At 66.9% G+C, this 14,129-nt stretch carries 13 protein-coding genes; 8 read left to right on the top strand and 5 right to left on the bottom strand.

The genetic code is table 11. From position 1 onward, the window contains the following. Positions 1-15: 15 nt before the first annotated feature. Together EV643_RS43990 and EV643_RS03010 are read left to right on the top strand one after the other, a co-directional pair. Positions 16-177: a hypothetical protein gene (locus EV643_RS43990; RefSeq protein WP_166665291.1), complete on the top strand. Its 162-nt coding sequence runs from the start codon at positions 16-18 to the stop codon at positions 175-177. Further along, positions 174-1,253: a hypothetical protein gene (locus EV643_RS03010; RefSeq protein WP_133798359.1), complete on the top strand. Its 1,080-nt coding sequence runs from the start codon at positions 174-176 to the stop codon at positions 1,251-1,253. Before EV643_RS43990 ends, EV643_RS03010 begins: the two co-directional genes overlap by 4 nt. Positions 1,254-1,293: 40 nt before the next feature. Here the strand turns inward: EV643_RS03010 and EV643_RS03015 are convergent, their stop codons facing one another. Further along, complete coding sequence (locus EV643_RS03015; RefSeq protein ID WP_133798360.1) at positions 1,294-2,322, bottom strand: Lrp/AsnC family transcriptional regulator; 1,029 nt, start codon at positions 2,320-2,322, stop codon at positions 1,294-1,296. A gap of 210 nt (positions 2,323-2,532) precedes the next feature. On the opposite strand from EV643_RS03015, the gene EV643_RS03020 reads away from it, so the two are divergent. The 6 genes from EV643_RS03020 to EV643_RS03045 all read left to right on the top strand — a co-directional run bounded on the left by EV643_RS03020 (position 2,533) and on the right by EV643_RS03045 (position 9,352). Further along, complete coding sequence (locus EV643_RS03020; protein WP_305000387.1) at positions 2,533-3,516, top strand: ABC transporter ATP-binding protein; 984 nt, start codon at positions 2,533-2,535, stop codon at positions 3,514-3,516. Further along, a complete protein-coding gene (locus EV643_RS03025) occupies positions 3,513-4,568 on the top strand; it encodes an ABC transporter ATP-binding protein (protein WP_133798362.1) in 1,056 nt (351 codons plus the stop codon). Before EV643_RS03020 ends, EV643_RS03025 begins: the two co-directional genes overlap by 4 nt. Continuing rightward, positions 4,568-5,518, top strand: coding sequence for an ABC transporter permease (locus EV643_RS03030; RefSeq protein ID WP_133798363.1), 951 nt, complete (start codon positions 4,568-4,570; stop codon positions 5,516-5,518). The genes EV643_RS03025 and EV643_RS03030 overlap by 1 nt, the downstream gene beginning before the upstream one ends. A 42-nt stretch (positions 5,519-5,560) precedes the next feature. After that, complete coding sequence (gene opp4C / locus EV643_RS03035; protein WP_133798364.1) at positions 5,561-6,466, top strand: oligopeptide ABC transporter permease; 906 nt, start codon at positions 5,561-5,563, stop codon at positions 6,464-6,466. Between the two features lie 64 nt (positions 6,467-6,530). Next, complete coding sequence (locus tag EV643_RS03040) at positions 6,531-8,174, top strand: ABC transporter substrate-binding protein (RefSeq protein WP_133798365.1); 1,644 nt, start codon at positions 6,531-6,533, stop codon at positions 8,172-8,174. Next, positions 8,174-9,352: a M20 metallopeptidase family protein gene (locus EV643_RS03045; protein ID WP_133798366.1), complete on the top strand. Its 1,179-nt coding sequence runs from the start codon at positions 8,174-8,176 to the stop codon at positions 9,350-9,352. The genes EV643_RS03040 and EV643_RS03045 overlap by 1 nt, the downstream gene beginning before the upstream one ends. A 59-nt stretch (positions 9,353-9,411) precedes the next feature. Here the strand turns inward: EV643_RS03045 and EV643_RS03050 are convergent, their stop codons facing one another. From EV643_RS03050 to EV643_RS03065, 4 genes are all read right to left on the bottom strand, one after another. Next, positions 9,412-10,851 carry a pre-peptidase C-terminal domain-containing protein gene (locus EV643_RS03050; RefSeq protein ID WP_133798367.1) on the bottom strand — a complete coding sequence of 480 codons (1,440 nt, stop codon included), beginning with the start codon at positions 10,849-10,851 and terminating at the stop codon, positions 9,412-9,414. Positions 10,852-10,959: 108 nt separating this feature from the next. Beyond that, positions 10,960-12,408: a M12 family metallo-peptidase gene (locus tag EV643_RS03055; protein WP_133798368.1), complete on the bottom strand. Its 1,449-nt coding sequence runs from the start codon at positions 12,406-12,408 to the stop codon at positions 10,960-10,962. 168 nt (positions 12,409-12,576) lie between these two features. Beyond that, positions 12,577-13,683 (bottom strand): zinc-dependent alcohol dehydrogenase family protein, encoded by a 1,107-nt coding sequence (locus EV643_RS03060; protein ID WP_133798369.1) that lies wholly within the window; start codon positions 13,681-13,683, stop codon positions 12,577-12,579. Beyond that, entirely contained in the window at positions 13,680-14,096 is a 417-nt protein-coding gene (locus tag EV643_RS03065; protein ID WP_133798370.1) for an acyl-CoA thioesterase, read from the bottom strand. The genes EV643_RS03060 and EV643_RS03065 overlap by 4 nt, the downstream gene beginning before the upstream one ends. Positions 14,097-14,129 lie beyond the last annotated feature (33 nt).

The raw sequence follows: 14,129 nt of genomic DNA on the forward strand, positions 1-14,129 counted from the left end.
TCAGGGAGGACAGCAATGGAGCACGACCAGATCCAAGGTGACCGGCTGGCCCGTACGGAGTGGCTGATCGCCCAACTCCGCGAGCGCGCCGCGACCTGTGCAGACCCCAAGGAGCAGACCAACCTCCGCCGATCGGCCGACGCGCTGATCCGCCTCGCCACGGCGCTGCGCCCATGAGCACCGTCACGGATCCCATTCAGGCCGCCCTCCACCAGCACAACGCGGATCTGTTCGCTTCCGATGTCGTCGGGCATCCGCCTCAGACCCTGGTGGAGTTTCTGGCTCGGCACGCTGATGCCGCGCTCGCGGTTTCGGGTGCGGACCAGACCGCCTGGAACGGCCAGATCGTCGAGGCCGGTGAAGGCATCCTCGGCCTGGCCCACTGGGACGGCACGCTGCACCTCGACCGCGAGTGCATCCTCGAACCCCTGCGGGAGCTCTACCTGCGGGCCGGCGATCCACAATCGGACGCGGCGCTGATCCGCTATCGCGAAGCCCTGGTCACGATCCTGCACGAACAGTCCCACTTCCTCGGCCCGGCCGGCGCCACCCAGGAGGCCTCCCGCGTGGCCTTCAAACAACCGGGCAGCCGTGCCCTGGAGGAAGGCGTCGCCGAAGCCTGGTCGCACGCCAACCTCGACGACTATCTACTCGACCTCGGCATCGACGACCTCGCTCCCGGCATCACCGAAGTCACCGCCGACCCGTCGTACCAAGCCTTCGTGCCAGCCGTCCTGATCCTCACCGCCGACCTCGATCACCGCGCCGGTCTCCCACCCGGTACCGCCCTGCATCTCCTCAACCGCCAAACCGCCGAAGGCCAATGGCCGTTGGTCGTCGACCTCGCCTACACCTCCAGCCCTCTCCCCTCCGTGGTGCCGCCGGACCTCGAGCCGGCCATCCGCCTGAGCCTCGAATCCACCCTCCGCGAATACTTCGCCGACCTGGACACCCTCGAACCCCACCCCCGCGACTACGCGGCAGCCCGCTCACGCACCACCGCCCACCAAGCCCTGGCCCACCTGACCACCGAGATCCAATCCATCCACGACGTCTTCGCCCCCGACCCCACAATCCCCGACCGCCTCCGCCCCACCCCAGCCAGCCGGCACCAACCGTCCACCGACCCGTTCCACCACGCCTTCGCCGGGCTCGCGCCGCCCGGCCGACCGGTGCCCAGCTCGACCACCCCTTCCAAGCCCACGCGACCCTCCGCCAACGCAGCTGCCCTGCCAACCGAGCGAGGAGCTTGACGCGTGAGCCGATGAGGTCAGCGCTGGGTTGGTGGTGGGGTTAGTTGGTGGGTTGGAGGGGGAGGGGGGTTCGGGTGGGGCGGATGAAGTCGGTGTGGAGGCCGGTGGGGGTGAGGATGTGGCCGATGCGTTTGGCGAAGCGGGGGAGCATCCAGCGGTCGGCGATCTGGGCGCTGGGGAAGGCGCGGGCGATCTTGGCCTCGATGGCGTCGAACTCGCGGAGGTTGCGGAGCCAGAGGACGACCGCGAGGTTGGCGCTGTTGATGACGGAGCAGCACATTCTCGTCTCGGGCAACACGGCCAGACCGGCGCCGACGGTTTCCAGTTGGTGGTGCGGGACGCTGAACCAGACCATCACGGACGCGTTGTAGCCGACCAGGTTGTGGGCGAAGTCGATCCGGGTCCGGGCCCAGGGCGCGTGCAGGATCTGGCCGATCGCGCGTGTGACGGTGGCGACGCTCTTGCCGATCTCGTCGGCGATCGAGGTGGCCGATCGGCGGATGTCACCGGCCAGGCCCGCGATCACCTGGTCGTGCAGCCTTGTTGGTGCGGCCGGAGCGTCGATACCGGTGGCCGGAAGGGCGTGCAGGGCGCGGACCTGGCGTGGGGTGAGGACACCGGGCCGCCAGCTCGTGCCTTCCTTGAAGAAGGTGCGGGTGTAGTGGGTCCGGGTCCCCAATACGCCGGGGACCGCGGCCAGCTCCGTCGCGACGTACGTGTCGATGTCTGTGACGGAGTTGAAGGACAGGGTCAAGATCAGTTCGCGGGAGCCTGAGGTGCATTCGATGGTGAGCACCGAGGGGTTGGGGGCGATCCGCTCGATGACGTTCTCGCGATCGCCGGCGACGCAGGACACCTCGACCAAGGCGACCACACCGGCCGGGGGCTGAACCTGTTCGGGCGGGGTCACGGCGAAGCACGAACTCCACGCCAGACCGCTCTCGACCAGCCGGGCCCAGCGCCGCGAGAGCGTGGTCGCGTCCACGCCGAGGATCGCCTCGAGCTGCGACCAACTGGCCCGCGGGCTGACCTGTAAAGCGTTAATCAGTGCGAAATCTACTTCGTCCACGACTCAATATCCCCGCACTGATCACAGTCGCTGTGCAAGTTCCCCGCAATGTCATGACAGGAATTTGACCGAATGCGCGGAGCACGGACGATCCTCACTAGAGAGATCGTTTGTATACCGTTTGGCCGCCCCAGCCCTGACCGCACCGTGAGCTCCTCGACGCCCCCATGGAGGATCGCTTTGTCAGTCAATGCCCCGGTAGTGCTACGGGTGGAGAACCTGAGGACCGAGTTCGGTACCGACCAGGGTCCGGTCACGTCCGTCGACGAGGTCAGTTTCAGCCTGGCCGCCGGGGAGACCCTCTGCCTGGTCGGTGAGTCCGGCTCGGGCAAGTCGGTGACCGCGCTGTCGATCATGGGGCTGCTCGCCGACAACGGCCGGGTCGTGTCGGGCTCGGTGGTGTTCGAGGACGAGGACCTGGTGAGGTTGCCGGAGAACCGGCTGCGGGAGATCCGCGGCAACTCGATCGCGATGATCTTCCAGGAGCCGATGACATCGCTGAACCCGGTGCTGACCATCGGCGACCAACTCGCCGAGTCGATGATCCTGCACCTCGGCCTGACCAAAGCGCAGGCCAGGCAGCGGGTGATCGAACTGCTGGACAAGGTCGGCATCCCGCGCGCCCCGGAGGTGGTCGACGACTACCCGCATCGGTTGTCGGGTGGGATGCGGCAGCGGGCGATGATCGCGATGGCGTTGAGCTGCGAGCCGAAGCTGATCATCGCCGACGAGCCGACGACCGCGCTGGACGTGACGATCCAGGCGCAGATCCTCAAGCTGATGCGGGACCTGAGCGCCGAGACCGGGACGGCGATGATCTTCATCACCCACGATCTCGGCGTGGTGGCCGAGATGGCCGATCGGGTCGCGGTGATGTACGCCGGTCAGGTGGTCGAGCAGGCGGACGTCTACACGCTCTTCGACGAGCCGAAGCATCCGTACACGATCGCATTGCTGCGTTCGATCCCCCATCTGTCCACCGACGAGAGGCTCGCCTCGATCTCCGGATCGGTCCCCAGCCTGTTGTACATGCCGACCGGGTGCCGGTTCCACGAACGCTGCCCACAAGCGATGGACCGGTGCGTCGGCGAACGCCCGGAACTCCTGCCGATCGCGGGCGACCACGACGTACGGTGCTGGCTGTACGACGAGGCGGCGCAACCGCAGTCGTCCGGAGCGGCGGTGCCGGCATGACGATCACCAAGCCCTCCGAAGAGCAGGCCGCACCATCCACGCCGGACGAGCAACGTGAACCGCTGCTGCGGGTCCGCAATCTCAAGCGGTACTACCCGATCCGCAAGGGTGTGATCGCCCGTACCGTCGGCCACGTTCGCGCGGTCGACGACGTCAGTTTCGACGTGTACCCGGGCGAAACCCTCGGCATCGTCGGCGAATCCGGCTGCGGCAAGTCCACCACCGGCCGCGCGATCGTCCGGCTCGAAACCCCGACCGCCGGCTCGGTGATCTTCGACGGCACCGATATCGCCGAGCTCTCCACCGCCCGGATGCGCCGGCTCCGGACCGACCTCCAGATGGTCTTCCAGGATCCGTACTCCTCCCTCAACCCGCAGATCCGGATCGGCGACCTGCTGGCCGAACCACTCATCGCCCACCACCGGCTCGACCGATCCGGCGCGCACGCCAAGGCGGCCGAGATGCTGAAGATCGTCGGCCTGCCGGCGGCGTACCTGAACCGCTACCCACACGAGCTCTCCGGTGGCCAGCGGCAACGAGTCGGCATCGCCCGGGCCCTGATGCTCGAGCCGAAGCTGATCGTCTGCGACGAACCCGTGTCGGCGCTCGACGTCTCGATCCAGGCACAGGTGCTCAACCTGCTCAAGGATCTACAGGGCGAGTTCGGCCTGACCTACGTCTTCATCTCGCACGGTCTGGGCGCGATCAAGTACATCAGCGACCGGATCGTGGTGATGTACCTCGGCAAGGTGATGGAGACCGCGACCACCGCGGAGATCTTCGCCCGGCCCCGGCACCCGTACACCGAGATCCTGCTCGACGCCTATCCCGAGCCCAACCCGCATCTGCGCGACCGCGAGCGGATCATCGTCGAGGGCGACGTCCCGGACCCGGCCAAGCCGCCGCCCGGTTGCGTCTTCCACACCCGTTGCCCTTACGCACAAGAGATCTGCAAGACCGACGTCCCGCCGCTGACGACCGGCGTACACCAAGTTGCGTGTCACTTCCCGCTGGCGATCGAGAAGCTCGCAACCGAGAAGGCGGTGAGCTGATGGCCTCCTATCTGATCCGGCGCCTGCTGATCGGGATCCCGGTCCTGCTCGGTGTCACGGTGATCAACTTCTTCATCATCAACCTGGCCCCGGGCAGCCCGGCCGATCTCTATCTCTCCCCCACCGCGACCCCCGAGGACGTCGCCCGGACCGAGGCCGAGCTGGGCCTGAACCAGCCGATCTTCGTCCAGTACGTCCGCTGGCTCACCCAGCTCCTGCACGGCGATCTCGGGGTGTCGTTCCAGAACCGCGAACCGGTCGCGCAACTGATCGGCGACCGGATCGGCCCGACGCTGCTGCTGATGGGTACGTCGCTGGTCGTCGCCTACCTGATCGCCATCCCGATCGGGATCTTCGCCGCCCGGCGGAAGAACACGGCCGCCGACTACAGCGTGGTCGGCGCGTCGTTCCTCGGCATCTCGGTGCCGCACTTCTTCCTCGGCCTCGCGGTGATCTACCTCTTCGCGCTCCAGTTCGGCTGGTTCCCGACCGGCGGCATGCTCACCCTCGGCCGCGGCGGCGGATTCGTCGACCGGGTCGAACACCTGGTCCTGCCGGTGACCGTGCTGGCGACGGCGATCGCGGCGAACATGGTCCGCTACGTCCGGTCCAGCATGATCGACGCGTTCGGCCAGGACTACATCCGGACCGCGCGGGCGAAGGGGCTCGGCGGTTTCACGATCACCAACAAGCATGCCCTGCGAAACGCCTTGATCCCGGTGGTGACGGTGATCGGGGTCGACCTGTCCGCGTTGATCGGCGGCGCGATCGTCACCGAGCAGATCTTCCAGTGGCCCGGGATCGGGTTGCTGACGATCCAGTCGATCGGTTCCCGTGACTACTCGGTGCTGATGGGCATCAACCTGATCGCCGCGATCGCGGTGTTCGCCGCGAACCTGCTGACCGACGTCGCGTACGCCGTGGTCGATCCGCGGGTTGCTTATGCGTGAGCCCACGACGTACCGGCAAACCAAAGACCAGGAGGAGGCTCGATGACCGTCACGGTGAAGTCAGACACTCCGGTCGAGACGCCCGACAGCGTCACGGCGGCACTGGGCCGGGAACGATCCTCGGCCGGCCTGGTGGTCAAGCGATTCCTCCGTCATCGGATGGCGGTCGCGGGCCTGGTCATCGTCGTGTTGATGGTGCTGATCGCGATATGTGCGCCGTTGCTGGCACCCCACGATCCCAACCGGATCTTCGACTCCTTCGAGGCGGCGCCGTCAGCGGATCACCTGCTCGGCACGGACGCCGTCGGCCGGGATGTGCTGAGCCGGTTGATCTACGGCTCCCGCGTGTCGATGAGCGTCGGAGTCGGCGCCGTCGCTGTGTACGTGGTGATCGGTGTCCTGCTCGGACTGCTTGCCGGGTACTACGGACGCTGGGTGGACCTGGTCATCATGCGGATCACCGACGTGTTCATGTCGTTCCCGTACTTCATGGTGATCCTGATCCTGGTCAGCGTGCTCGGTCCGAGCCTGCTCACCATCATCGCGGTGATCGGCGTACTGGCCTGGCCGATGATCGGTCGCCTGGTCCGCGGCAGCGTGCTGTCGATCAAGCAGAGCGACTACGTCCAGGCCGCGGTGACGTTGGGGTACAGCACACCGCGGATCCTGTTCCGGCACATCCTGCCGAACGCGCTGTCGCCGATCATCGTGAACGCGACGTTCGGGGTGGCGCAGGCGATCATTCTCGAATCGGGACTCAGCTTCCTCGGGATGGGGGTCCGGCCGCCGGCCGCCAGCTGGGGGAACATGCTCAGCGAGGCCCAGTCGATCACGGTGCTTTCCAGCCAGCCGTGGATCTGGATTCCCCCCGGCCTGATGATCCTGTTCGCCGTGCTGGCGATCAACTTCGTCGGCGACGGCCTCCGCGACTCGATGGCCAGCCGTTGACCACACGGCCGCTCCCACCTGTAAGCCCCTTGAGACCGGCCCATCTGAGAAGGGAACCCCATCAATGAGTGCTGTGACCATCGCCCCACGACGAAGGCGTCGACTGCGCACGGTCCTGATCGCACCGATGACCGCCGGCGTACTGCTCGCCGCCGCGGCCTGCTCGGGCGACGCGGGCTCCGGCGGAGCCGGCGACACGTTGTACATCGGCACGGTCAACCCGCCGGCCAGCTTCAACCCGATCAACCAGGCCGACATCGCCGGCCAGTGGGCGACGCGGTTCGCGATGGACACCCTGCTGGACCAGCCGGAGCCGCTGAAGTTCATCCCGAAGCTGGCCGAGTCGATCGAGACCACGGACAACAAGACCTTCACCGTCAAAATGCATACCGGCGCCAAGTGGAGCGACAGCAAACCGATTACCGCCAAGGACGTCGTCTTCACCATCAACCTGATCGCCAACAAGGACTCGCTCACCACCCTCGGCGGCAACATCTCCTCGCTCACCGGGGTCGATGCCACCGGCAAACTCCCCAAGGGCCAGACCAAGGTGCCGGGGCTGCTGGCGAAGGACGACAGCACGGTCGTGTTCGCGACCAAGACCTCGGTGGATCCCAACTACATCAAGGAGATGCTCGGCACCAAGGTCGTGATCGTGCCCGAACACGTCCTCGGCAGCATCCCACCGGCTCAGGTGGACGACAGCAAGTACGCGCAACTCCCCGACGTCACCAGCGGGCCGTACAAGTTTACGAAGTACACCCAGAACGCCAGCATCGAGTACGCCGCGGACCCGACCTACTACGCCGGGGCGCCGAAGATCGCCAAGGTGATCATGAAGATCATGCCGGCCGCCAACCTGGCCGGTGAGCTGCAGACCGGATCCGTGCTGATGAACTCCGGCGGCGGGATCGGCAACATCCCGTTCCAGGACCTGAAGACCGTCCAGGGCCTGAAGGACGTGAACACCAAGGTGAATCCGACGATCGGGTTCCAGACCATCCAGTTCAACGTGAAGCGGTTCCCCGACCCGCGGATGCGGCTGGGCCTCGCGCACGCGATCAACCGGCAGCAGATCGTCGACGAACTCCTGCTCGGCAACGGCGAGGTGGTCGACGGTCCGTACACCAGCCAGAGCCCGTACCTGGACAAGGGCCTGAAGAACCTGACCTACGACCCGGCGCTGGCCAAGAAGCTGCTCACCGACGCCGGCTGGGACTTCGCCACCAAGATCAACTTCGTCGTCCCTACCGGCAACAAGATCCGGGAGCGCTCGGCCGACATCATGTTGCAGAACTTCAAGGCGATCGGCCTGAACGTCGTCCAGACCAACTACGACTTCCCCACCACGCTGTCCAAGGCCCGCGCGAAGGACCACGACATGGTGCTGATGGGACTCAACTTCAACATCGACCCGGACGTGTCGAACATGTACGCCTCGACCGGATCCTTCAACCTGACCGGGTACAACTCCAAGCAGAGTGACCAAATGCTCGAGGCCGGCAAGGCCGAGCCGAACACCGCCGCCCGGCACAAGATCTACAACGACCTGCAGAAGCTCTGGCAGACCGACCTACCGGTCCTCACCCTGTACTCCGACCACGCGGTCGCCTCGACCAACAAGGCGATCGCGGTCGGTGGCGCGGCACCGTTCTGGAACGGTACGGTCGCCACCGTCGGACAATGGGCGTTCGAAGGAGCGAACTGATGGGCTTCGCCGAGGAGGGCGCCGCGATCGCGCCCGACCTGATCGATCTGCGCCGGGTCCTGCACCAGATCCCCGAGGTCGGCCTGGACCTGCCGAACACCCAGGCCACGGTGCTGGATGCGTTGTCCGGGCTGCCGCTTGAGATCACCACCGGCAAGGAGCTCAGCTCCGTCGTGGGAGTGCTGCGCGGTGAGCACCCTGGGCCGACCGTGCTGCTCCGTGGCGACATGGACGCCCTCCCGGTGGTCGAGGAGACCGAGCTGGACTACGCGTCGGCCAACGGAAACATGCATGCCTGCGGCCACGATCTGCACACGGCCGGGCTCGTCGGCGCTGCGCGGTTGCTGACCGACCATCGCGGCGAGCTGCACGGGAATGTGATCTTCATGTTCCAGCCCGGCGAAGAGGGTCTGGGCGGCGCCGGGGTGATGATCAAGGAGGGCCTGCTCGCGAGCACCGGCGAGATGCCGGTCGCGGCGTATGCGCTGCACGTCTGGTCCCAGGCACCCAAGGGTCAGTTCCTCACCCGGCCCGGGACGATCATGGCCGGCTCGAACCAGCTGTACATGACGGTCCGGGGCAGGGGCGGGCACGGTTCGGCCCCGTACACCACGGCCGACCCGGTGCCGGTCCTTGCGGAGCTCGTGCTCGCGTTGCAGAGCTATACGACCCGCAAGCTGGACGTCTTCGATCCGGTGGTGATCACGGTGACCCAACTGTCGGCCGGGGTCGCGATCAACGTCATCCCGGACACGGCGAAACTCGGTGCCTCGGTCCGGACACTGTCCAACGCCACCTGGGATCAGCTGGCCCGGGATCTGCCGGTGCTGGCCGAAGGCGTCGCAGCGGCGTACGGGTGCACGGTCGAGGTGGACTTCAGCAAGCAGTACCCGGTGACGGTCAACGACTCGACGCGCACCAGTGAGACGCTCGCCGAGCTCGGCGAACTGCTGGGTTCCGATCGCGTGCTGCCGCTGGAGAATCCGCTGATGGGTTCAGAGGACTTCTCCATGGTGCTGAGCGAGGTGCCCGGCACGTTCGTGATGGTCGGCGCGCGGCCCGACGACGTGGGCGAGGACGGGCCGTCGAACCATTCGAACAAGGTCCGCTTCGATGACGCCGTACTGGCTGATCAGGCCGCGGCGCTTGCTCAGTTGGCGATGCTCAGGCTGAGCTGACTGACAGAGCCTGCGGTGGTTGGTCGCCCCGCCAGAGGGTGACCAACCACCGCAGGGGTTCAGCTCGGGTTGACGGCGAGGGTGTAGGCCCCGCGGCTCCCGTAGGTCGAATAGCCGGTGTCCAGCGGGTTGCCGTAGCCGACGTTGTCGATGCGGAGGTAGTACGTGCCGGGCTGGAGGGTGCTGGTGACGCTTGCACCCAGACCGGTCGGGGTGGCGGCGTTGCTCTGGCCGGAGTCCGGGTTCGCGGATGTCACCACGTTGCCGGCGCTGTCGAGCAGGTCGAGCTTGATGTCGAGGTTGCCGCCAAGACTCGCGGCGTCGGCGGTTGCCGTGTAGTTACCCGCGGTCGTGACGTCGAAACGGAGTACGTCGGTGTCGGACTCGGCCGCGATGTAACCGTTGACCGGAGTACCGATGGTCAGCGGGGATGCGGCGGCCGTGGTGTCGCCGTTGTCGTCGGTGCGGAGCGCGAGGCCGTTGGCGCCGATGACGGAGTAGTCGTCCTCGGTGTTGTTCGCACCGGAGTACTCGCCCTTGCTCCACTGGCTGATCCCGCGGTAGTAGCCGACGCCCATGATCGGTGCCCAGGCGCCGTGCCCCTGGTAGTAGCCGACGGACGCGGTGCCGTCGTGGCCGAGCCCGACGTTGTGACCGGCCTCGTGGGACGCGGCTTCGGCGATGTTCTTCGCACCGGTCCCGACGCCCTTGGTGAAGACGAGGGCGGGCTGATAATAGTCGTGCTGGCTGGTCGCGTCGTACACGCCGATATAGGCGACCCCACCACAACCACAGCCCGACTGGTACCAGGTGTCCGGATCGATCAGCACGCGCGTCCCGTACTGCAGATCACTGGAACTCGTCCGGTTGATCGCGTCCTGCGGCGGTTCCTGCGTGGTCACGTCCACGTCGAACGCGGCGTAGTCCTCCGCGACCCGCGCCCACACCTCATGTACGACGTCCTGCTCCGCGGTGCCGAACACCGCCGGATCACCGTCCGTGTCGTAGGCCGTGACGTTGACCGGGTCGATCCCCTTGCTCGCGTTCCACGCGGTTCCAGTGATCGTGTGGCCGTCGAAGTCCAGGTAGATCACCCGGTTCGAACCCGGCTTGCTGTGCAACTCGAACGCAGGACCTTCAGCGGCCGCGACGGCCTTGGTCGCCTTGCGCGGCGAGGCCTTGGCAGCCTTCTGCGCAGAGGTCAGCTGTGGTTCACGGAAGAACAGCCGGCCGTCGGCGTCGAGCCAGCTGGTCTTGTCGGTGGCGAGAATGTCGAGCAGTTTCTGCTCCGCCAGGCCGTTGTGCTCGGCAACTTCTGCCAGCCGGGACTGAACCTTCGCCAGCGCTGTCCTGCCCTGCGCCGGCTGGTCCAGCAGTTGGTCGATCGGTGACTGTGTCTGTTGTGCGTCGGCCTGGGTGCCGGCGGCAACCGCCAGCGCTCCGAAGACGACGGCACCGGCGCCGACAAGCGCACCGGTGCGGCGGAATCTGCTTCCCATCCGGAATCCTCCTCAAGGATTCCCCCCAGCCTCACTGTTGGTTCCCCCGACCCGGGCCACCGCCTCCTGCGGCAGAGGCGGCGACCGAGGCAAACCTGTTGAGTTGTGTCAGCCGTTGGCGACCCGGACGGAGTACCCGCCGAGGCTGCCGTAGGTCGAGTAGCCGTTGTTCAGCGGGTTGCCGTAGCCGACGTTCTCGATCCGCAGGTAGTACCGGCCCGCGGCCACCTGCTTGTCGATCCGCGCGCTCACCCCGGTCGGCGTCGCCGCGTTCGCCTGGCCCGAGGCCGGGTTGGCGGTGGCGATGACGGTCCCGGCGGAGTTCAGCAACTGTAGCCGGATGTCCAGGTCGGCGCCCTTCGCGGAGGGTGCGGCGACGAAGCTGAAGGTGCCGGCGGCCACGTCGATCCGGAAGACGTCCTTGTCCGAGTCGGTGGCGTAGACGCCCTTCCTGCTGGTGCCGAGCGTGAGCGCGGTCGCCGTCGCGGTGGTGTTGCCGTGGTCATCGGCCCGCCGCGCCAAACCGTTCTCGGCGACGACGGCGTAGTCGTCCTGCTTGTTGTTGGCGTCGGCGTACTCGCCCTTGCTCCACTGGGTGATCGCCTTGTTGTAGCCGACGCCCATGATCGGCGCCCAGGCCCCGTGACCGCGGTAGTAGCCCTCGGTCGAGGTGCCGTCGTGGCTGAGCCCGACGTTGTGGCCGGCCTCGTGCGCTGCGGCCTCGGCGATGTTCTTCGCACCCGTGCCGACGCCCTTGGTGAAGACCATGGCCGGCTGGTAGAACGAGTGCTGGCTGGTCCGGTCGAAAACGCCGACGTAGGCGATACCGCCACAGCCGCAACTCGTCTGGTACCAACTGGACGGGTCGATCAGCACCCGTGTCCCGTACTGCTGGTCGGCCGCGTCCGTACGCGTGATCGCCGATTCGGCCGGCGCCTGCGTTGTCACGTCGACGTCGAACGGCGCGTAGTCGTCGGCCACGCGGGCCCACACATCCTTGACGACGTCCTGCTCAGCCGTGCTCCAGTTGCTCGTGTTGCCGTCGGTGTCGTACGCCGGGACCTTCACGCTGGCCGGTTTGCCGTCGGAGTTCCACGCCGTACCGGTGACCGTGTGGCCGTCGAAGTCCAGGTAGATGACCCGGTTCGAGCCCTTCTTGCTGTGCAACTCGAACGCCGGGCCGACCGCTGCCGCGACGGCTGTGGTCGCCCACTTCGGCGACGCCACGGTCTCGGCCTGCTCTGCCTTGGTGGCAACGGGTTCGCGGTAGAAGAGCTTGCCGTCCTCGTCCAGCCAACTGGTCTTGTCGGTGGCCAGGATCCGTTCCAGCTGATCTGCGGCGATCCCGTTGCGGTCGGCCAGTTCGGCGAGCCGCGGTTGAAGTTTGGCCAGTGCCGTCCGGCCTTGGACCGACTGCTCACCGAGCAACTGGTCGAGCGGGGCCACGGGCGGAGTCTGTTCGGCGCCGGCTTGGTTGCCGAGCGCGACAGCCAACGCTCCGAACAGAACGGCACCGGCGCCCACGAGCGCACCGGTTCGGCGGAACCTGCTTTGCATGTTCGGGGTCCTCCTCAGGGACTCCTAGGCGACGACTGCCTGGGCGGCAGCCATCACCTACCTCACTATTGCCTCACTTGTGGTGCGCGAGCGCACACTTTGCGTAGCCTGCCTTAAGCGTTGCCTCTCTGTACACGGTTTCGTCCGGAATTTACGTAATACCGGGGGTCAGAGGACGAGAACCTGGCGGAGGGATCGGCCGGCCGCCAGTTCGTCGAAGGCCTCGTTCAGTCCGTCGAGCGGGACGGTCGAGCTGAGCAGCCGATCGACGGGGAGCCGGCCCGCGCGGTACAGGGCGATGTAGCGGGGGATGTCGCGGCTCGGGATGGCGGAGCCGAGGTACGAGCCCTTGAGGGTGCGTTCCTCGGCGACCAGGGAGACGGCCGGGATGGTCAGGGTCTGCGACGGATGCGGCAGCCCGACGGTGACAGTCGTTCCGCCGCGACGAGTGGCGGCGTACGCCTGCGCGAGCACAGCCGCATTGCCGACCGTCTCGAAGGCGTAATCCGCACCACCTGCCGTTGCGTCACGGACGGCCTCGACCAAGTCATCGTCGCGAGCGTTTATAGCAGCGGTCGCGCCGAGCGACAGGGCCAGCGTCAGCTTCTCCGGTACGACGTCGACGGCGACGATCGGATGAGCTCCGACCAGGACGGCACCGAGTAGGGCCGACAACCCGACCCCGCCGAGGCCGAAGATGACCGCACTCTGGCCGGCCCGTACGCGCGCGGTGTTCACCACAGCCCCGACGCCGGTCATCACCGCACACCCGAACAGCGCGGCGATCTCGGGCGGCAACTCCGGGTCCACCCGTACTGCGGACCGCGCCGACACCACCGCATGATCGGCAAACCCGGACACGCCGAGATGATGGTGTACGCCGGACAGCCGCCGTGATCCCCCGAGCAACGTGCCCTGCATGTTGGAGGCGGCACCTGGTTCGCACAAGGCCGCGCGTCCTTCCGCACAAGGGCCACACGCACCGCACGCCGGTACGAACGCGAAGCCGACCGTGTCCCCCGGCGCGAAACCGGGCGCCTCGGACACGACCACCTCACCCGTCGCCTCGTGCCCGAGCAGCATCGGCATCACCCGCGGCCGCGATCCGTCGATCACCGAGAGATCCGAGTGGCACAACCCGGCCGCCCGGATCCGGACCAGCAGCTCTCCCGGTCCGGGTGGATCCAGTTCGACCTCTTCGATCCGCAGCGGCCGCGATTCGGCGTACGGGCTGGGCAGGCCCATCTCCCGCAGTACCGCTCCTCGCACGATCATCCGGAGATCCCCTCCAGCGCGGTCCGCAGGTGATCCGGCAGCGGGACCGGTCGCCGTTCCTCCCGATCGACGAACACGTGCACGAACCGCCCGAGCGCGGCCGGCTCAGCCAGGCCCGCGCGGAACAGCCCAATCTCGTAGGCGACGCTCGAGTTCCCCAGCTTCGCGACCCGCAGCCCCGCGTCGACCGTGTCTGGAAACGCGAGCGACTGCTTGAACGTGCACTGCGACTCGACGCACAACCCGATCACCGGCCCACCGTGGATGTCGAGCCCACCGACCCGGATCAGGAACTCGTTGATCACCGTGTCGAAGAAGCTGTAGTACTCGACGTTGTTCACGTGCCCGTAGACGTCGTTGTCCTTCCAACGCGTCCCGATCGCCAGAAAGTGCGGAAAGGAGTCGCGGTCCATCGGCCCACAATAGGCGGCCGCCCTGACCTCAAC

The organism is Kribbella caucasensis, assembly GCF_004361855.1.
Taxonomy (GTDB): Bacteria; Actinomycetota; Actinomycetes; order Propionibacteriales; family Kribbellaceae; genus Kribbella; species Kribbella caucasensis.

Excerpts from the sequence above, each read along its gene's own strand:
- EV643_RS03010 (WP_133798359.1), top strand. The coding sequence starts at position 174 with ATGAGCACCGTCACGGATCCCATTCAGGCCGCCCTCCACCAGCACAAC.
- EV643_RS03045 (WP_133798366.1), top strand. The coding sequence starts at position 8,174 with ATGGGCTTCGCCGAGGAGGGCGCCGCGATCGCGCCCGACCTGATCGAT.
- EV643_RS03030 (WP_133798363.1), top strand. The coding sequence starts at position 4,568 with ATGGCCTCCTATCTGATCCGGCGCCTGCTGATCGGGATCCCGGTCCTG.
- opp4C (WP_133798364.1), top strand. The coding sequence starts at position 5,561 with ATGACCGTCACGGTGAAGTCAGACACTCCGGTCGAGACGCCCGACAGC.
- EV643_RS43990 (WP_166665291.1), top strand. The coding sequence starts at position 16 with ATGGAGCACGACCAGATCCAAGGTGACCGGCTGGCCCGTACGGAGTGG.
- EV643_RS03055 (WP_133798368.1), bottom strand. The coding sequence starts at position 12,408 with ATGCAAAGCAGGTTCCGCCGAACCGGTGCGCTCGTGGGCGCCGGTGCC.
- EV643_RS03040 (WP_133798365.1), top strand. The coding sequence starts at position 6,531 with ATGAGTGCTGTGACCATCGCCCCACGACGAAGGCGTCGACTGCGCACG.
- EV643_RS03065 (WP_133798370.1), bottom strand. The coding sequence starts at position 14,096 with ATGGACCGCGACTCCTTTCCGCACTTTCTGGCGATCGGGACGCGTTGG.
- EV643_RS03050 (WP_133798367.1), bottom strand. The coding sequence starts at position 10,851 with ATGGGAAGCAGATTCCGCCGCACCGGTGCGCTTGTCGGCGCCGGTGCC.
- EV643_RS03025 (WP_133798362.1), top strand. The coding sequence starts at position 3,513 with ATGACGATCACCAAGCCCTCCGAAGAGCAGGCCGCACCATCCACGCCG.
- EV643_RS03060 (WP_133798369.1), bottom strand. The coding sequence starts at position 13,683 with ATGATCGTGCGAGGAGCGGTACTGCGGGAGATGGGCCTGCCCAGCCCG.